The organism is Flavobacterium sp. I3-2 (assembly GCF_013389595.1).
Lineage (GTDB): Bacteria > Bacteroidota > Bacteroidia > Flavobacteriales > Flavobacteriaceae > Flavobacterium.
Window position 1 is genome coordinate 757,048 of the sequence record NZ_CP058306.1, and the last position, 17,722, is coordinate 774,769.

Genomic DNA, 17,722 nt, shown 5'->3' on the forward strand with positions numbered 1-17,722 from the left:
CACAAAAATAAAATTTAACTAAAATATATAAAAAAAGCGTCAATGTCATTTAAAAATAACACCGACGCTTTTTAGTAAAGAAACTTGCTTATTTTATATTTTAAAAAAGGTTTTAATCAATATTTAAAAGGTTTTCGATTACTTTAGGAAAATGTTCGTGTTCTAATTTATGAATGGCATTTGCAACATCATTCGCAGAAAAATGAGAATCAATTGAAGTTTTAGCCTGAAATATAATGGCACCTTCATCATATTTTTCATTTACATAATGAATGGTTATTCCAGTTTCTGATTCTTTATTTGCAACAACAGCTTCATGTACGTGCATCCCATACATTCCTTTTCCACCGTATTTTGGTAGTAAAGCTGGATGAATATTAATGACTTTGTTTGGATATTTTTCTATAATTGAAGCAGGAAACATCAATAAAAAACCAGCTAAAACAATTAAATCTGGTTTAATTTCTTCGATTTTATTTAAGAAACCGCTTTCTTTAATTTCATTTTTAGAAACAATAAAACAAGGAACATCCATTTTTTTTGCTCTTTCTATAACATAAGCGTTTGGGTTGTTCGTAAAAATAAAAAAGTTAAATTTAGTTTCATATTTTTTGAAATATCCAATTATATTTTCTACATTAGAGCCTGAACCAGAGGCAAATAAAACGATGTTTTTCATTCGTTAAAAAAAATTGTGTTATAAAAAGAGTCAATTGTGACTGCAAAAAAAAGAATAATAAACGACAAAACGATAAAAAACTCTGGTAAGTATTAATTATTTTTTTAATTTCGCAGTTACAAAAATCATTTTTTGTGCGGTAATTAAATTAGGTTTTATACCTTTACCGCCGTAAATTAAACTTAAAATTAAAAGATTATGTCAGACATTGCATCAAGAGTAAAAGCGATTATCGTTGACAAATTAGGTGTTGACGAAAACGAGGTTGTAGTTGAAGCAAGCTTCACTAATGATTTAGGAGCTGATTCATTAGACACTGTTGAGCTTATCATGGAATTTGAAAAAGAATTTGATATTCAAATCCCAGACGATCAAGCAGAAAACATTGCTACAGTTGGTCAAGCTATCTCTTACATCGAAGAAGCTAAGAAATAATAACAGCATTACTCACGTGCGAAAGCACGTGAGTGTTATTATTTAAAAAAAGCATAAGCTTTAATTAAAAGAAAGAAAACAAAGATTGGTAACAATCCAATGAAAATAGCAGCCCAATGTTTCTAATTTTTTTGAAACGCTGGGTTTACTTTTTTAATATACAAACGATAATAAAAATTATTATATGAACTTAAAGCGAGTAGTTGTTACAGGTTTAGGCGCACTTACACCAATAGGAAATAACATTCAAGAGTTTTGGAATGGATTAATAAATGGAGTTAGTGGAGCTGCACCAATCACTTATTTTGACGCTTCTAACTTTAAAACACAATTTGCCTGTGAAGTTAAAAACTTCAATGTTGAGGATTTTATCGATAGAAAAGAAGCCCGAAAAATGGATCGCTATGCGCAATATGCCATGGTTAGTACTATGGAAGCAATGGCTGATGCTAACTTTGACTTAGAAAAATTAGATTTAGATCGCGCAGGAGTTATTTGGGGATCAGGAATCGGCGGTTTACAAACTTTCCAAGATGAAGTTACAAACTTCAACGAAGGGAACGGAACCCCTAAATTCAATCCTTTCTTCATCCCTAAAATGATTGCAGATATTGCAGGAGGTCACATTTCAATGAAATACGGTTTTAGAGGTCCAAACTTCACAACTGTTTCTGCATGTGCATCATCAACAAATGCAATTATTGATGCTTTTAACTACATTCGTTTAGGACAAGCCGACGTAATCATTACAGGTGGCTCTGAAGCCGCAGTTACAATCGCAGGTATGGGTGGATTTAATGCTATGCATGCACTTTCTACTAGAAATGATGATCCAAAAACAGCTTCTAGACCAATGGACAAAGATCGTGATGGATTTGTTTTAGGTGAAGGTTCTGGAACTTTAATTCTTGAAGAATACGAGCACGCGATTGCACGTGGCGCTAAAATCTATTGTGAAATTGGCGGTGGCGGAATGTCTGCAGATGCACATCACATTACCGCACCTCACCCAGAAGGATTAGGAGCTAAGAATGTTATGATTAATTGTTTACGCGACGCTGGATTAAAACCAGAAGATGTTGATGGCATTAACTTACACGGAACTTCAACACCTCTTGGTGATATTGCTGAAACAAAGGCAATCAAACAAGTTTTTGGAGAGCATGCTTACAACTTAAATATCAATTCAACAAAATCAATGACCGGCCACCTACTTGGTGCTACTGGTGCTATTGAAGCAATTTCTTGTATCCTTTCGATTAAACACGGAATTGTTCCTCCGACAATCAATCACTTCACTGATGACGAAGAAATTGACAACAAACTTAATCTAACTTTTAATGTAGCACAAAAACGCGACATGAAAGTTGTTATGAGCAACACATTTGGTTTTGGCGGTCATAACGCATGTGTATTAGTTAAAAAAATTGACTAAGTAAGATTTTTCTTAAATGAATTTCTTATTCAAAATATTTAAAAAAGAATCCCGTCCTCATGTAGACGGGATTTTTTCCAACAAACTTACTTCACTTTTAAAGTTTACTCCAAACAACATCAGCTTTTACGAACACGCTTTTACACATCGTTCTTCAAACAAAACTGATACAAATGGCCAGCAAATTAATTACGAACGATTAGAATTTCTAGGCGATGCTATTTTAGGAAGCGTCATCGCTTCACATCTTTATCATATTTCACCTAAAGGCGACGAAGGTTATTTAACTAAAATGCGTTCAAAAATAGTTAGCAGAGACAACTTAAATCAATTAGGTAAAGAACTTAATTTAATCGATCTACTACAAAGTAAAATCCAAAAAAATCAATTTGGAGAAAACATTTACGGAAATATACTTGAAGCCTTAATAGGAGCAATTTATCTTGACAAAGGATTTGTTTTTTGCGAAGATTTCATCAAGAAAAACATATTAAGCAAACTTGAAGATATTGAAAAATTAGAAGGTAAAATCACTAGCTACAAAAGTTTATTCATTGAATATTGTCAAAAAGAAAAAAAAACCTTTAAGTTCGATTCATACGAAGATGACGGATGCGAAAACATCAAATACTTCGCTGTACGTTTGTACTTCAATAATATTGTAATAGCTAAAGCCAGAGCTACATCAAAGAAAAAAGCCGAAGAAAAAGCCGCGCAACGTGCTTATTTTGCACTACAAGAAAACTTCAAACCAAAATATTAAGTAATTGTTTTTTATTACTTTTTTACAATTAAACTTACTTATTTATAGTAATTTTGTAAAAGAGTAATTTATAATGGCAATTCAAAAAACAAAAAATATTGTAAAACTAAGTTGGGACGAATTCTCGTTTGAGGAATTCAAACTTATTGCCATACAAACACATCTCGAAGATTACAAGGTTGCCTTCACATTAAACAAAATGCTCAATATGCATTTTATAAAAGAACCCGTAGAAATCGAATTCACAAATGATACTGGAACCGGAAGTTTCAGTCATTATGTATTTGAAGATTCTCGAAATGATTTAATTTGGAGTTTAGTTCAAAACAAATCGTTTATTCAAAACAACACATCTCAAAAAGATTCGTTATTTACCGAAATCAACCATAAATTTAGTTCACAAATACATTTAATTCCCGAATTAAACAAATTCGATTATTTATTAAAAATTGATGAAATTGATGATTATTACGACATCGATTTATTCGTTTCAAGACTAAGTAATCTCAAACATATATCAACTGTATATTTAGCAGATACAGAACAAATAAAATCAATAAACAATTTAATATTTTAAATATGTTACTAAGAAAAAAAACAAAAATTGTAGCAACTTTAGGACCTGCTTGCAGCACTAAAGAAACTATTCAAAAAATGATTGAAGCTGGAGTTAATGTTTTTAGAATCAATTTTTCTCATGCAGATTATGCTGATATTGAAGAAAAAGTAAACATAATTCGTGAATTAAACGAAACTCACAAATATAACACAGCAATTTTAGCCGATCTGCAAGGTCCAAAATTACGTGTAGGCGTAATGAAAGAAGATGTTGTTCTTAAACCAAACGATGAAATTACGTTTTCAACAGAACAAGAGTTTCTTGGCGATGCAAATCGTGTTTACATGAATTACAAAAAATTTCCAGAAGATGTAAATCCTGGTGAAACCATTTTACTTGACGATGGAAAATTGATGTTCGAAGTCATCGAAACTGACCGAAAAACAGAAGTTAAAACCAAAGTAATTCAGGGTGGTGCTTTAAAATCTAAAAAAGGAGTTAATCTACCAAACACAAAAGTTTCTTTACCAGCATTAACAGAAAAAGACATCAAAGATGCGATTTTTGCAATTGGTTTAGATGTAGATTGGATTGCACTTTCATTCGTAAGAACACCTGAAGATTTAGAAGATTTGCATAAAATCATCAGAGAACATTCTGAACACAAAATTCCGGTTATCGCTAAAATTGAAAAACCAGAAGCCGTTGAAAATATCGATAAAATTATTTCTAATTGCGATGGATTAATGGTTGCACGTGGTGATCTTGGAGTTGAAATTCCAGCCCAAGAAGTTCCTTTAATTCAAAAAAATTTAGTTATCAAAGCCAAAACAGCACGTATTCCTGTTATTATTGCAACACAAATGATGGAAACAATGATCACCAGTTTAACTCCAACACGTGCAGAAGTTAACGACGTAGCAAACTCAGTTATGGATGGAGCTGACGCCGTGATGTTATCTGGCGAAACTTCTGTAGGAAATTACCCTGTAGAAGTAATTGAAAAAATGACTCAAATTATTTTTAGCGTTGAGGATTCGGACTTAATCAAACTTCATGTTACCGACCCTAAAATTAAAACAAACCGTTTTTTAACCAAAGCGATTTGTTTACATGCTGCAATTTTAGCAAATGATATTGAAGCTAAAACAATTAATACATTAACAAATTCAGGTTATACTGCATTTCAAATTTCTGCATGGAGACCAAAAGCACACATTTTAGCTTTTACTTCAAACAAAAACATGTTAACTCGATTAAGTTTACTTTGGGGCGTTACGGCATTTTGGTACGACAAATACGATAGTACCGATGTAACCGTTGAAGATATTAACGATATTGCCAAAGAACATAATTATGTGAAATCTGGCGATTTTACAATCAGTTTAGCTTCGATGCCAATTATCGAAAAAGGAATGGTAAATACCATTCGTGTTTCTGAAATTGCATAACAAATTTTATACAAAGTAAAAACCTCAAAACGCAAGTTTTGAGGTTTTTTGTTTCCTACTGTTTAATTTCAAATTAATGAAAACAAACTATTTTATCTAATGAAATAGAATAGATAATTCAATATCAAATCTTATTTAAACTCAGCTTTTCTTTTTTCAAGGAAAGCCGTTGTTCCTTCAATGAAATCAGCAGTTCCGAAACAAGCTCCGAAGTTTTTAATTTCAGTTTCAAAACCATTTACACCATCTTTAAAGTTATCGTTAACCGCAACAATCGCTTCTTTAATAGCATTTGGAGAATTCTTAGCTATTTTAGATGCAATTCCTATAGTAAAAGTTAACAATTCTTCTTGAGTTACTACATGATTCACCAAACCATAATTTAAAGCCGTTTGCGCATCAATCATTTGTGCAGTCATAATCATTTCCATCGCACGACCTTTACCAACTAATTGAGGTAAACGTTGTGTTCCGCCATAACCAGGAATAACTCCTAAAGTAACTTCTGGCAATCCCATCTTAGCATTATCTGAAGCCACACGGAAATGCGATGCCATTGCCAATTCTAATCCGCCACCTAAGGCAAAACCGTTTACAGCAGCAATAACTGGTTTTTTCATATTCTGAACAAAATCAAACAACAATTCGTGTCCTTTGGCTGCTAATTGTGCACCTTCTGAAGTAGAAAAACTAGCGAACTCAGAAATATCAGCTCCAGCAACAAAAGCTTTTTCACCGCTTCCAGTGATAATGATTACACGCGTTTCTTTATCTTCATTTAAAGATTTAAAAGCTTGGTGCAATTCTTCAATCGTAGCTTTGTTTAAAGCATTTAATTTTGTCGGTCTATTAATTGTAATCGTACTGATTGCATTTTCTTTTTCGATTATAATATTTTCGAAATTCATGTTTTATATATTTAGTTAGTTATAGGTAATTTTACATAAAAGGTTGTTCCTTTATCAACAACCGTTTCAAAATGAATGGTTCCTCCATAAGATTCAACCATATTTTTAATCATTGCCAATCCCAATCCCATACCGCTTGATTTGGTTGTGAACTGCGGTTCAAAAACGCGTTCTCGAATTTCAGTCGGAATACCACTTCCATTATCTTTAACCTCGATACAAACATAACTAGCTCCTTTGCGATAAATTTTTACCTGAACCGAAGGAAAAGGTTCGTATTCTGGAATGGCTTGAATGGCATTTTTAACCAAATTATTAATAATTCGAATAATTTGAGTTCTATCAAAAGTAGTAATTATTTCTTCTTCTGTAGATTCAAAAGTAATATAATCTTCATTAAAAATATCGAGAGCTAGCTGAACGGTTTCAACAATATTCAAAGTTTCGTTTTCTTGCGCAGGCATTGAAGCAAAGTTTGAAAAAGCCGATGCAACCGAAGTCATTGTATCAATTTGTTGAATTAAAGTGTTGGAATAATCCTTAAGTTTTTCGCGAATGTTTGGATCCTCGGGATTAAATCTGCGTTCAAAACTTTGCACCGTTAATCTCATGGGCGTTAACGGATTTTTGATTTCATGCGCGACTTGTTTTGCCATTTCGCGCCAAGCATGTTCACGTTCGCTTTGTGCTAGTTTTTTAGCACTTTCTTCTAACTGGTCAACCATCGTATTGTAAGCGTTTATCAACGTCAGAATTTCTTGAGAAGCGTATGCAATACTAATTCGTTCATTCTTTTTATACAATTGAGTTCGTTGAATTTTTTCACTAATCAATTGAATATTTTTAGTGATGTAACTCGATAAGAAATAAGCCAATACTATTGCTATCAAAAAAACAAAAGCAAAAATTTGTCCAAAACGAATTAAGAAATTTTGCATTTCTGCATCATAAAATTCAGTCTCTTCTTTATACGGAAGATTTATTATTCCCAAAGGCTTAAACTGATTATCTTCGATATAATTATAAGCCGAACGAAATCGATAACCGTTTAACAAGCGTAAATCAACAAATCGTTTTTGGGGAGATGAACGAATAATTTTTAAAATAATATCAGAAATTTTAGCTTGATTATTTCCATCTACTTTAAAATTTCCTTTTGATGAAACAATTAAATTACCATCTAAATCATGAATATTAATTTGCGTACTGTGAATGGTGGATAATTCATGAATCTTCTCTTTAAAAATCAAGGGAAGATTTTCCGTCGTCAACGGATATGAAGTATTATCAAGTACAAATTTCACATGTTCGTTAATCGAATTTTCTTTACGCAATAAACGGTCTTGATGGTAATCTTTTGCTTCTTCTTTAAATTGATAAACAGCGACAATTCCGATTAACACAGACGAAACAAGCGTTAGAAAAATCATAGAAATGAAAATTCTAAAACGTAATGATGAATTTTGTATGCTAAAACCTTTCGTCATTAATTATTATTACGCTCTCTTATTCGTTTATAAAATTTATATCCCATCATTAACAACATTGAAAAAACAATAATTCCGACAACACCAAATATCCAATTGAAAGCGTTTTTTAAAATTACTAAAAAAACCACAGAAAAAAGGATTATTGTAGCTCCTTCGTTCCAAATTCTAAAAAATGAATTTGATTTTTTTAATGTATCATTCTCAACTTGTTTTACAAATTGGTGGCATTTGAAATGATATATCCAAAGTAAAACCACAAATAAAAGTTTTACATGCATCCAAGGTTGTTGCAATAAAATTGGATTTTCAATTAACATCCAAATTCCAAAAATGGTTGCTAAAACAGCAGCCGGCCAAGTGATGATAAACCACAAACGATTGGCCATCAAAGCTAATTGTTTAGTTAAAATAGAACGTTCTAACTGCTCTTTAGCTTGCGCTTCGGCATAATACACAAAAAGCCGAACAATATAAAAAAGTCCGGCAAACCAACATACTACAAATATGATATGTAAAGCTTTTAAGTATAAATACATAATTGTTATTTTTTAACCCAATCTTTAATCCAATCGGCAACAACTTCACACCAAGCATCATCGTCATTTAAACAAGGGATTGCTAAAAATTCTTCTCCCCCATTTTCTTTGAAATCTTCATCGGCACGCATCGCAATTTCTTCTAAAGTTTCCAAACAATCAGTAACAAAAGCTGGTGTTACCACGGCAATTTTCTTAATTCCTTTTGCTGGCATGTTATCAATTTCAACATCGGTATATGGCTCTAACCATTTGTCTCCAGCCAAGCGCGATTGAAAGGTTAATGTATATTTATCTTTTGGAATCTGTAAATACTCAGTAACCAAACGAGTGGTTTCATAACATTGATGGCGGTAGCAAAAAGCATGCGCTTCTGAAGCCGTAGCACAACAAGAACCATCGATTTTACAGTGCGATTTTGTTACATCGGTTTTACGAATGTGTCGTTCTGGAATACCGTGATAAGAAAACACCAATTTGTCGTAATCAAAACCTTCTAAATGTTTTTTAATAGATTCTGACAAAACTTTAATAAACCCTGTTTTATTGTAAAACGCAGGAAAATTAGTTAGTTTCATATTTGGGAAACTTTTCTTACGAATTTTCTCTGCTAAAACTTCGATAGTTAAAGTCGAAGCCATGGCATATTGCGGATACAAGGGCATTAACAAAACGTCTGTAACTCCTTGGTCATGCAATTCTTTCAAACCTTTTTCAATTGTCATACTTCCGTAACGCATAGCTAAAGCAACCGGAATATCTACTAAAGGTTTTACTTTTTTGTGCATTCTTTCTGAAAGTACAATTAAAGGCGAACCTTCATCTGTCCATATCTTTTTATAAGCATGCGCAGATTCTTCTGGTCTTTTGCGTAAAATGATTCCTCTTACTAAAAAAGCACGTAATAAAAACGGAACGTCAATTACATATTTATCCATTAAAAATTCGTCTAAATATGGCTTTACATCTTTAGGCTCTGGACTATCTGGTGAACCAAGATTTACTAATAAAACTCCCTTCATCTTTTTTATTTTCTACAAAGGTATTACGCTTTGCTCTATTTAAAATTTAAATTTAATAATTTTTATCTATGGTAAAATCGAATTAATTCATATTAATCGACATCAAATATTTTTTTGGAGTTGTGCTGTATTTCTTTTTAAATGCAGCAATAAAATGACTCGCTGTACTGTATCCTACTTTTATACCCACTTCGTTTACATTGTAGTTTCCGCTATCGAGAAGTTTACGTGCATAATCCATTTTATAATCAAACAAAAATCCATAAACCGTTTCACCATAAATCTGCTTAAAACCTTGTTTTAGCTTTTTTAGATTCAAACCAACTTCGTCTGCTAATTCTTGTAAAGTTGGCGGTTCAACCATATTTCGAATTAAAATATCTTTGGCTTGTTTGATTCGGATTACATTGTCTTCATCTGCTCTAAACGGACAATTTTCACCATCTTCATTTTCGTTAGTATTAAAAAGCAAACTCAACAATTCATAAACTTTAGCTTTGTAATAAATTTTTTGAACCATCGGATTTAGATGAAAATTCATAATCTGATTTAATACAATGGCAATAGAAGGTGAAATCTGAACTTCGGCATAATGTTTTTTATCTCGATTTTCGTTATTCAAAAATGGAATAAATTCGGCCTCGGTAGAAAACAACGAATGGAACTTCTTTACAGAAATCAAAACAGAAATAACCCATGAATTTTTATCCACTTTAATATGATAAGGTAAAGAACGTTGCGGATTATATAGTATTAATCCTTTCTCTTCCGGCAACTTCATCTCATAAGCACCTTTGTTAAAATAAAAAGTTGCATTGCCTTTCAAACAAAAATGAAATTGCATAATTCCGTTTGGTTGTTCCTTCTCAACAACTATTTCGTTAACAGCATCATTCTTAAATCTAAGGCAAACAAAATCATCTTCTATAATAATTTTTTCATTTGAACTCATAGCGTTGTTTTTATAGATTTAACAAATCCTAACATAGAGAATATTTATTTAGAACCAATCTAAATTATATCGTTGTAAAAATACATAAACAGTACAAAAATAGGTATTTTAGATGAAAACTAACGCTAAAAAAAGATAAAATCAACAACCGATAAAATTAGTCCTTATAGCGTTGTTTTTATACATTTAGTTATCTTAACTTTGTATACTTTTTATTAGGATTAGTAAGAATGGAAGAAAACAACAAAATGAAGCATACGCATTTTTATGTAGTTGGATTAAATTACAAAAAGGCCGATGCTGAAATAAGAGGAAAATTTAGCTTAACGGAACAAGCAAAATCTGAATTACTTGACCAAGCTAAATGCGATGGCATTGAATCTATGATTGCTATTTCTACTTGCAACAGAACCGAACTTTACGGTTTTGCGGAACATCCTTTTCAATTAATAAGCTTATTATGTAAATATAGTAACGGAACCGTTGAAGATTTTCAACGTGTTGCTTATGTTCACAAAAATAACGAGGCGATTTCACATCTTTTCAAAGTTGGAACCGGAATGGATAGCCAAATACTAGGTGATTTTGAAATCATCAGTCAAGTCAAAACAGGATTTGTTGATGCAAGAGAAAAAGGTTTAACAACAAATTACTTCGAAAGATTAGTCAATGCGGTTATTCAGGCGAGTAAACGTATTAAAAATGAAACTGAAATCAGCACAGGCGCAACTTCAGTTTCGTTTGCATCGGTTCAATATATCATGAATCATGTTGAAAATATCAGTGAGAAAAACATCTTACTTTTCGGAACTGGAAAAATTGGTCGTAATACATGTGAGAATTTAGTAAAACATACTAAAAACAATCAAATTACTTTAATTAATAGAACCAAAGATAAAGCTCAAAAAATTGCTGGTAAGTTTAATCTAATTGTAAAAGATTATGCAGATTTACAAGCAGAGATTCAAAAAGCCGATGTTTTAATTGTTGCAACTGGAGCTCAAAACCCAACGATCGACAAAGAGATTTTGAATTTAAAGAAACCTCTTTTAATTTTAGATTTATCGATTCCGAAAAATGTAAACGATAATGTTTTAGAATTAGAAGGTGTCGAATTAATTCACCTTGACCAATTATCTCAAATGACAGATGATACACTTGAAAAACGTAAACAATACGTACCGCAAGCAATGGATATCATCGAAGAAATAAAAGATGAATTTATTACTTGGACACAAGCAAGAAAATTCGCACCAACCATTCACGCATTAAAAGCAAAGCTTGAAGAAATCAAAGCAAATGAACTGAATTATCAGAAAAAGAAAATTGCAGATTTCAACGAAGAACAAGCTGACATAATAAGTAGTAGAATCATTCAAAAAATTACCACTCATTTTGCAAATCACCTGAAAAGTGAAGAAACAGAAATTGAAGATAGTATTGAATGGATTGAAAAAGTGTTCCAATTAGAAACTGCTAAAAATGAGTAAAGTAATACGAATCGGTACACGCGATAGCGAATTAGCTCTTTGGCAAGCGCATACTGTACAAAAAAAATTAAACGACTTAGGGTATAAAACTGAAATTATTGCAGTAAAATCTGATGGTGATGTTATTTTAGATAAACCTTTATACGAATTAGGAATTACAGGCATTTTCACAAAAACACTTGATATTGCAATGATTAATGGCAAAGTTGATATTGCCGTACATTCAATGAAAGATGTTCCGACGGCTTTACCGCAAGGAATTGTTCAAGCAGCTGTTTTAGAAAGAGCCAATACTTTAGATATATTAGTTCATAAAGGAAATCTAGATTTTTTAAACGCAAACGGAACCATTGCTTCTGGAAGTTTAAGAAGAAAAGCCCAATGGCTTAATAAATATCCAACACATATTGTTGAAGATTTACGTGGAAATGTAAACACGCGTATGCAAAAATTAAAAGACAACAATTGGAACGGGGCCATATTTGCAGCCGCTGGATTAGAGAGAATCAAATTAAAACCAACTGAATTTATCGATTTAGATTGGATGGTTCCTGCTCCTGCTCAAGGCGCGATGTTAGTGGTTGCCATGCAAGATGACGAATATGTTTTAGATGCCGTTGGACAACTAAATCATTTAGAAACAGAAATTGCAACTTACATCGAACGTCAGTTTTTACGAACATTAGAAGGAGGTTGTACAGCACCAATCGGAGCTATTGCAAAATACAATGAAGCGGACGACACCATGTCTTTCAAAGGAACATTGCATTCGTTAGACGGAAAACAAAAATTCGAAGTTGAAAAAAATGTCCCTTTAATTGAATGGAAAAAATTAGGATTCTTCGCTGCAAAAGAAATTTTAGAAAACGGAGGTGCAGCATTAATGACTGAGTTACGCGCGCAATTAAAGAAATAATTCATTTGTCATTCTGAACGAAATAAAATTAAGTGAAGAATCTACTTTAAAGATTCCTCATTCCTCGGAATGACATCAAATGAAACGAATAAAATGGAAAACAAAATCTGTGTTTTATCGACAAAAAAACTAAAAAGCAATCAAAAAGAACTTTTGTTGAATGCAGATTTTTCGTTACTTGAAATGGATTTTATCAAAATTAAATCGCTTTCATTTCAAATAAAAAACAAACCTGATTTATTACTTTTCACTTCACAAAACGGCGTAAATAGTGTTTTAGAAAACGAAAAGATTAATGAATTAAAAAAAATCTCTGCCATTTGTGTGGGTTCTAAAACCAAAAAACTTTTAGAAAATAATGGTTTTATCGTTTTAGAATCAGAAGAATATGCTAGCGACCTCGCTCCTATTATTCAAAACAAATACATTAAAAATCATATTGGTTTTTTTGCAGGAAATTTAAGACGTAACGTTTTGCCCATTGCCATGCAAGAAGCAAACATTATATATGATGAATATTTGGTTTATGAAAACTCGCCAAATCACGAGAAAGTAAATACAACAACCGATGCGATTTTATTTTTTAGTCCATCCGGAGTTATCAGTTACTTAAGTCAAAACACCATCGAGAATCAAATCTGTTTTTGCATTGGCACCACAACTGCCGAAGCGCTTACAGAAATCACAACAAACATTGTTATAGCTAATCAACAAACAGTTGAAAACGTAATTGAACAATGTATAAAATATTACAAATAGATTTTAGCTAATATACCTTAGCTTCAAATACAAACAGAAGATATGTTAAAAAACGATTTATTTCTAAGAGCTTTAAAAGGAGAATCTGTTGAAAGACCTCCAGTTTGGATGATGCGTCAAGCAGGTAGATACTTACCAGAATTCCGTGCATTACGCGACAAGTACGATTTTTTTACTCGTTGTAGAATGCCCGAAATTGCTGCAGAAATCACTGTTCAACCAATCAACATCGTAAAATCTGATGCAGCTATTTTATTCTCGGATATTTTAGTTGTTCCACAAGCGATGAACATTGAAGTTTTAATGAAAGAAAACGTTGGACCGTTTTTACCAAATCCAATTCGTACAGCACAAGATGTTGAGCAAGTAATTGTTCCGGATATTCAAGAAACTTTAGGTTATGTTATGGAAGCCATTAAAATAACTAAAGAAATGTTGAACGATGAAGTACCATTAATTGGTTTTGCAGGTTCTCCTTGGACAATTTTCTGTTACGCAGTTGAAGGACAAGGTTCTAAAAGCTTTGATAAAGCTAAAGGATTCTGTTTCTCTCAACCAGAAGCAGCTCACGTTTTATTACAAAAAATCACAGACACAACGATTGCTTACTTAAAAGAAAAAGTAAAAGCGGGTGTTGATGCTGTTCAAATTTTTGACTCTTGGGGAGGAATGCTTTCTCCTGTTGATTATCAAGAATTCTCTTGGAAATACATCAATCAAATTGTAGAAGCTTTAGCAGAAGAAACTGAAGTTATTGTTTTTGGAAAAGGTTGTTGGTTCGCTTTAGGCGATATGGCAAAATCAAAAGCATCTGCTTTAGGTGTTGATTGGACTTGTTCTCCTAAAAATGCGCGTTTGTTTGCAGGAAACGACATCACACTTCAAGGTAACTTTGACCCATCTAGATTACTTTCTCCGATTCCGACAATTAAGAAAATGGTTCATGAAATGATTGATGAATTCGGAAAAGACAAATTAGTGGTAAACCTTGGGCACGGAATCTTACCAAATATCCCAGTTGATCACGCTAAAGCGTTTATTGAAGCTGTGAAAGAATATAATAAATAGGACTAATCCTGCAAGGTTTTAAAAACCTTGTAGGATTCTTTTTTAAAATTGAATTTAATGAAGTTAGAAATATTACAAAACGAATGTCTTTACCACATTTATAATCGTGGAATAGATGGTTGTAATATTTTTAAACACGATGAAAACAAACAATATTTTTTAAATAAAATAAAAACACATTTAGAAGATACGATAGAAATTTATGCTTATTGTTTAATGGATAATCATTTCCATTTTTTAATTAAAATTTTAAATGAAGATAAAGTCGTCCAGAAACTATCGAATGTATTTAATGGTTATGCTAAAGCTTTAAATAAACAAGAAAATCGAACAGGAAGTTTATTTGAAAAACATTTCAAGAGAATCAAATTAGAAAATGAAATTTATTTAAAAAACTTAATCATTTACATTCATAGAAACCCTAAGCATCATCTAGATTTAAATTTTGAAGATTATAGATTTTCATCATATCAAGCTTTTTTATCTGAAAAGAAAACTAAACTAGAAAGAGCTAAAGTAATAGAATTGTTTTCTGACAAAGCAAATTTCATAAATTCTCATAAAATCACATCAGATATCTTAACAGAAAATTATACACTTGAATAATTCAGATTTTAATAGATAATCGCTAACTTTAATACCTACAAGGTTCCATAAACCTTGCAGGATAAAAGCTAAAAACAATAAAAATGCTTACAAGTAAAAAAGACGAAATTCAACAAAGATTAAATTCCATATTACAACGTTTATCTGGAATTACATTTGTACCTGATAATTGGAATGAAGCTTTATTTTGGGAAACCATTGAAGAAAGCGGATTTTCACAAGATGAAATTTTAAACGGAGATGAAAAAGTTTTGTTTCAAAAGTTCATAGAAAACGAATGGCCTTGGGAACAAATGGAAACTTTTGCTGATATTTTAGTAGGTTTTGAAAAAAAGCAACCGAATCCAATTTTAAAAGAAAAAGCCAAACATTTGTATCAATTTATTTTAAACGAAAGTAAAATGTTTTCGTTTGAAATTATGAATAAAATAGGAAAATTATAAGTTGTTTAAAGTTGATAATAAATACAATTATCTTATACTAATTCCAAATCTAATTTGGATTTTAAAAGGTATTGTCTTTTTTTACACAAATGATGTACTAAATAATCATTATTTGGTATCAAAATTTTTTGCACATTTCTTATTAAGTTTTTATATCGTTCCCCCATGTTTGTTGATAATGGGAATTTTAAATAAAGCTAAATGGAAATCTTTCTATACAGATTTTGGTTGGTTACTATTAATGTATTTCATTTATTCAATTTTCGTATTTTCATAATTTAAAACTTATTACTAAAATCTAGTATCTCAATACTATCAAAAAATGAAAGATAAATTTTATCAATATATATTACAATTACAAGACACCATCACTTCAAAATTAGAAGCAGTTGATGGCGTAGCAAAATTTCAAGAAGATTTATGGGAACGCCCTGAAGGTGGTGGCGGCAGAACTCGTGTTATTGAAAACGGAGCCGTTTTTGAAAAAGGAGGAGTAAACATTTCTGCTGTTCACGGACATTTACCAGAAACCATGCAAAAAGCATTCAACGTTGGCGATGTCGATTTCTTTGCATGTGGATTAAGTTTAGTTATTCATCCTAAAAACCCAATGGTTCCGACGGTTCACGCAAATTGGCGTTATTTTGAAATGTATGACAAAGAAGGAAACAAAGTAGGTTCATGGTTTGGTGGCGGACAAGATTTAACTCCGTATTATTTATTTGATGAAGATGCGATTCATTTTCACCAAGTGTGTAAAACCGTTTGTGATAAGCATAACGAAGCTTTTTATCCGAAATATAAAAAAGTTTGTGACGAATATTTTTGGAATGCACACAGAAACGAGGCTCGTGGAGTTGGAGGTTTGTTTTTTGACCATTTAGTTGAAACGGAAGAAATGTCAATGGAAGATTGGTACAACTTTGTAACAGAGGTTGGAAACAGTTTCTTGGAATCTTACGTTCCGATTGTAGAAAGAAGAAAAGATTTACCTTTTACAGAAGCAAACAGAACGTGGCAAGAAATTCGTCGTGGTCGTTATGTCGAATTCAATTTAGTTCACGACAAAGGAACTATTTTCGGATTAAAAACCAACGGTCGAATCGAATCGATATTAATGAGCTTGCCACCGCATGTGCAATGGGTTTACGATCACCAACCGGAATCAGGAAGTCAAGAAGAAAAATTAATTAAAGTTTTAGCAAAACCTAAAGAATGGTTAAACTAATTTGGATACATATTTTATTTATTTGCTTATTTAGTCAACAAAGCTTTGCTCAAAAAGATTCGTTAGATCCGTATATGGTTTCTTACGCAGAAAAAGTCATCGTTAGCGCAAGCTTTCAAAGCAATACAGAGTCATTTGTTTTAAGCCAACAAATCGAAGAAAACAAACATAATTTAGAGTTTTATCCAAATATTAAAAATCAGATTACTTTTGGATTGACTTATAAAATGATAGATATTTCATTCGGATACACACCTTGGTTTTTTAAATCAAATGCAGACAAATACAAAGCGAGTAATTTTAATTTTAGTTACAGATTCAATCATAAAAAATGGTATCAATCAGTAAGTTTTGTTAAACAAAAAGGATTTTTTACAGAATTTCTAGACGACAAAAGTTTGTATTTACCTTCATTTAGGTCGATTAAAATTGGCGGAACAACATCGTACGTATTTAATGATAAATTTTCGTTTTCTGCATTATTCAATCAAAACCAATGGCAAATAAAAAGTGCTGGAAGTTTTGTTCCTAACTTTTCGTTTTTTTATACAAGTTTTGAAAACAAAGATGATAAAGCAGACTTTAATTTAGAAATGTATAGTTTTTCATTAACGCCATCCTATTATTATACTTGGGTAATTGACAAAAGAGTATTTTTATCAGGTGGTGCTGGTGTTGGTGCAGGAGTTGAAATTCATAATAAAAAAACATCGCCTGTTTGTCAGGTCATTTTCAATTCAAAACTGGGATACAATACAACTTCTTTTTATAGTTATTTAGAAGTAAACAATACAAATTTTATCTTTAATGAAAACAGAGCACGCTTAGACGACACATCTTTAAATGCTTTAGTTGCCGTAGGATTTAGATTTGACCCGCCAAAAAAGGCAAAAAAACTTTATGACGACACGTACAATTTTATTCAGAAAAAAATAAAAAAAGAAACTAAAAGTTTATAATCAAACAATTAGAAAAAAAATAA

At 31.7% G+C, this 17,722-nt stretch carries 19 protein-coding genes; 13 read left to right on the plus strand and 6 right to left on the minus strand.

Annotated elements, in window-relative coordinates:
* Positions 1 to 112: 112 nt before the first annotated feature.
* Positions 113 to 679 carry a phosphoribosylglycinamide formyltransferase gene (locus HW119_RS03575; RefSeq protein ID WP_177761292.1) on the minus strand — a complete coding sequence of 189 codons (567 nt, stop codon included), beginning with the start codon at positions 677 to 679 and terminating at the stop codon, positions 113 to 115.
* A 198-nt stretch (positions 680 to 877) separates the two neighbouring features.
* Here HW119_RS03575 and HW119_RS03580 point away from each other — a divergent pair, with 198 nt between their 5' ends.
* The 5 genes from HW119_RS03580 to pyk all read left to right on the plus strand — a co-directional run bounded on the left by HW119_RS03580 (position 878) and on the right by pyk (position 5,322).
* Positions 878 to 1,114, plus strand: a complete 237-nt coding sequence (locus tag HW119_RS03580; RefSeq protein ID WP_125017306.1) for an acyl carrier protein — start codon at positions 878 to 880, stop codon at positions 1,112 to 1,114.
* A 184-nt stretch (positions 1,115 to 1,298) separates the two neighbouring features.
* A complete protein-coding gene (gene fabF / locus HW119_RS03585) occupies positions 1,299 to 2,549 on the plus strand; it encodes a beta-ketoacyl-ACP synthase II (RefSeq protein ID WP_177761293.1) in 1,251 nt (416 codons plus the stop codon).
* Between the two features lie 16 nt (positions 2,550 to 2,565).
* Positions 2,566 to 3,312, plus strand: a complete 747-nt coding sequence (rnc, locus tag HW119_RS03590) for a ribonuclease III (RefSeq protein WP_177761294.1) — start codon at positions 2,566 to 2,568, stop codon at positions 3,310 to 3,312.
* A 73-nt stretch (positions 3,313 to 3,385) separates the two neighbouring features.
* Positions 3,386 to 3,889 carry an IPExxxVDY family protein gene (locus HW119_RS03595; protein WP_177761295.1) on the plus strand — a complete coding sequence of 168 codons (504 nt, stop codon included), beginning with the start codon at positions 3,386 to 3,388 and terminating at the stop codon, positions 3,887 to 3,889.
* 2 nt (positions 3,890 to 3,891) lie between these two features.
* The gene (gene pyk / locus HW119_RS03600) at positions 3,892 to 5,322 is read left to right on the plus strand and encodes a pyruvate kinase (protein ID WP_177761296.1); all 1,431 of its coding nucleotides are present in this window, start codon (positions 3,892 to 3,894) and stop codon (positions 5,320 to 5,322) included.
* A 131-nt stretch (positions 5,323 to 5,453) separates the two neighbouring features.
* Here pyk and HW119_RS03605 read toward each other — a convergent pair whose 3' ends face one another.
* The 5 genes from HW119_RS03605 to HW119_RS03625 all read right to left on the minus strand — a co-directional run bounded on the left by HW119_RS03605 (position 5,454) and on the right by HW119_RS03625 (position 10,230).
* Positions 5,454 to 6,230, minus strand: a complete 777-nt coding sequence (locus tag HW119_RS03605) for an enoyl-CoA hydratase/isomerase family protein (RefSeq protein ID WP_177761297.1) — start codon at positions 6,228 to 6,230, stop codon at positions 5,454 to 5,456.
* Between the two features lie 11 nt (positions 6,231 to 6,241).
* Complete coding sequence (locus HW119_RS03610) at positions 6,242 to 7,717, minus strand: sensor histidine kinase (RefSeq protein WP_177761298.1); 1,476 nt, start codon at positions 7,715 to 7,717, stop codon at positions 6,242 to 6,244.
* Entirely contained in the window at positions 7,717 to 8,259 is a 543-nt protein-coding gene (locus HW119_RS03615) for a CopD family protein (RefSeq protein WP_177766515.1), read from the minus strand. The genes HW119_RS03610 and HW119_RS03615 overlap by 1 nt, the downstream gene beginning before the upstream one ends.
* Before the next feature lie 2 nt (positions 8,260 to 8,261).
* On the minus strand, positions 8,262 to 9,278 hold the full coding sequence (hemH, locus tag HW119_RS03620) for a ferrochelatase (protein WP_177761299.1): 1,017 nt from the start codon (positions 9,276 to 9,278) through the stop codon (positions 8,262 to 8,264).
* Between the two features lie 82 nt (positions 9,279 to 9,360).
* Positions 9,361 to 10,230, minus strand: a complete 870-nt coding sequence (locus HW119_RS03625) for a helix-turn-helix domain-containing protein (protein ID WP_177761300.1) — start codon at positions 10,228 to 10,230, stop codon at positions 9,361 to 9,363.
* A 230-nt stretch (positions 10,231 to 10,460) separates the two neighbouring features.
* Between HW119_RS03625 and hemA the strand changes: the two genes are divergently transcribed.
* The 8 genes from hemA (at position 10,461) to HW119_RS03665 (ending at position 17,699) form a co-directional block, all read left to right on the plus strand.
* On the plus strand, positions 10,461 to 11,720 hold the full coding sequence (gene hemA / locus HW119_RS03630; RefSeq protein WP_177761301.1) for a glutamyl-tRNA reductase: 1,260 nt from the start codon (positions 10,461 to 10,463) through the stop codon (positions 11,718 to 11,720).
* The gene (gene hemC, locus HW119_RS03635) at positions 11,713 to 12,636 is read left to right on the plus strand and encodes a hydroxymethylbilane synthase (RefSeq protein WP_177761302.1); all 924 of its coding nucleotides are present in this window, start codon (positions 11,713 to 11,715) and stop codon (positions 12,634 to 12,636) included. The genes hemA and hemC overlap by 8 nt, the downstream gene beginning before the upstream one ends.
* 93 nt (positions 12,637 to 12,729) lie before the next feature.
* The gene (locus tag HW119_RS03640; RefSeq protein ID WP_177761303.1) at positions 12,730 to 13,395 is read left to right on the plus strand and encodes a uroporphyrinogen-III synthase; all 666 of its coding nucleotides are present in this window, start codon (positions 12,730 to 12,732) and stop codon (positions 13,393 to 13,395) included.
* 42 nt (positions 13,396 to 13,437) lie between these two features.
* Positions 13,438 to 14,463 carry a uroporphyrinogen decarboxylase gene (hemE, locus tag HW119_RS03645; protein ID WP_177761304.1) on the plus strand — a complete coding sequence of 342 codons (1,026 nt, stop codon included), beginning with the start codon at positions 13,438 to 13,440 and terminating at the stop codon, positions 14,461 to 14,463.
* 57 nt (positions 14,464 to 14,520) lie between these two features.
* The gene (locus tag HW119_RS03650) at positions 14,521 to 15,069 is read left to right on the plus strand and encodes a transposase (protein WP_177761305.1); all 549 of its coding nucleotides are present in this window, start codon (positions 14,521 to 14,523) and stop codon (positions 15,067 to 15,069) included.
* 83 nt (positions 15,070 to 15,152) lie between these two features.
* The gene (locus HW119_RS03655; RefSeq protein WP_177761306.1) at positions 15,153 to 15,512 is read left to right on the plus strand and encodes a hypothetical protein; all 360 of its coding nucleotides are present in this window, start codon (positions 15,153 to 15,155) and stop codon (positions 15,510 to 15,512) included.
* Between the two features lie 322 nt (positions 15,513 to 15,834).
* Positions 15,835 to 16,740 carry an oxygen-dependent coproporphyrinogen oxidase gene (gene hemF / locus HW119_RS03660; RefSeq protein ID WP_177761307.1) on the plus strand — a complete coding sequence of 302 codons (906 nt, stop codon included), beginning with the start codon at positions 15,835 to 15,837 and terminating at the stop codon, positions 16,738 to 16,740.
* Complete coding sequence (locus HW119_RS03665) at positions 16,728 to 17,699, plus strand: DUF4421 family protein (RefSeq protein WP_177761308.1); 972 nt, start codon at positions 16,728 to 16,730, stop codon at positions 17,697 to 17,699. The genes hemF and HW119_RS03665 overlap by 13 nt, the downstream gene beginning before the upstream one ends.
* Positions 17,700 to 17,722: the final 23 nt, after the last annotated feature.

Coding starts and splice junctions, on each gene's coding strand:
- fabF (WP_177761293.1), top strand. CDS start 1,299: ATGAACTTAAAGCGAGTAGTTGTTACAGGTTTAGGCGCACTTACACCA.
- hemH (WP_177761299.1), bottom strand. CDS start 9,278: ATGAAGGGAGTTTTATTAGTAAATCTTGGTTCACCAGATAGTCCAGAG.
- HW119_RS03650 (WP_177761305.1), top strand. CDS start 14,521: ATGAAGTTAGAAATATTACAAAACGAATGTCTTTACCACATTTATAAT.
- HW119_RS03665 (WP_177761308.1), top strand. CDS start 16,728: ATGGTTAAACTAATTTGGATACATATTTTATTTATTTGCTTATTTAGT.
- HW119_RS03595 (WP_177761295.1), top strand. CDS start 3,386: ATGGCAATTCAAAAAACAAAAAATATTGTAAAACTAAGTTGGGACGAA.
- HW119_RS03640 (WP_177761303.1), top strand. CDS start 12,730: ATGGAAAACAAAATCTGTGTTTTATCGACAAAAAAACTAAAAAGCAAT.
- HW119_RS03625 (WP_177761300.1), bottom strand. CDS start 10,230: ATGAGTTCAAATGAAAAAATTATTATAGAAGATGATTTTGTTTGCCTT.
- hemE (WP_177761304.1), top strand. CDS start 13,438: ATGTTAAAAAACGATTTATTTCTAAGAGCTTTAAAAGGAGAATCTGTT.
- HW119_RS03610 (WP_177761298.1), bottom strand. CDS start 7,717: ATGACGAAAGGTTTTAGCATACAAAATTCATCATTACGTTTTAGAATT.
- hemA (WP_177761301.1), top strand. CDS start 10,461: ATGGAAGAAAACAACAAAATGAAGCATACGCATTTTTATGTAGTTGGA.
- hemF (WP_177761307.1), top strand. CDS start 15,835: ATGAAAGATAAATTTTATCAATATATATTACAATTACAAGACACCATC.
- pyk (WP_177761296.1), top strand. CDS start 3,892: ATGTTACTAAGAAAAAAAACAAAAATTGTAGCAACTTTAGGACCTGCT.
- HW119_RS03605 (WP_177761297.1), bottom strand. CDS start 6,230: ATGAATTTCGAAAATATTATAATCGAAAAAGAAAATGCAATCAGTACG.
- HW119_RS03655 (WP_177761306.1), top strand. CDS start 15,153: ATGCTTACAAGTAAAAAAGACGAAATTCAACAAAGATTAAATTCCATA.
- HW119_RS03580 (WP_125017306.1), top strand. CDS start 878: ATGTCAGACATTGCATCAAGAGTAAAAGCGATTATCGTTGACAAATTA.
- HW119_RS03575 (WP_177761292.1), bottom strand. CDS start 679: ATGAAAAACATCGTTTTATTTGCCTCTGGTTCAGGCTCTAATGTAGAA.
- hemC (WP_177761302.1), top strand. CDS start 11,713: ATGAGTAAAGTAATACGAATCGGTACACGCGATAGCGAATTAGCTCTT.
- rnc (WP_177761294.1), top strand. CDS start 2,566: ATGAATTTCTTATTCAAAATATTTAAAAAAGAATCCCGTCCTCATGTA.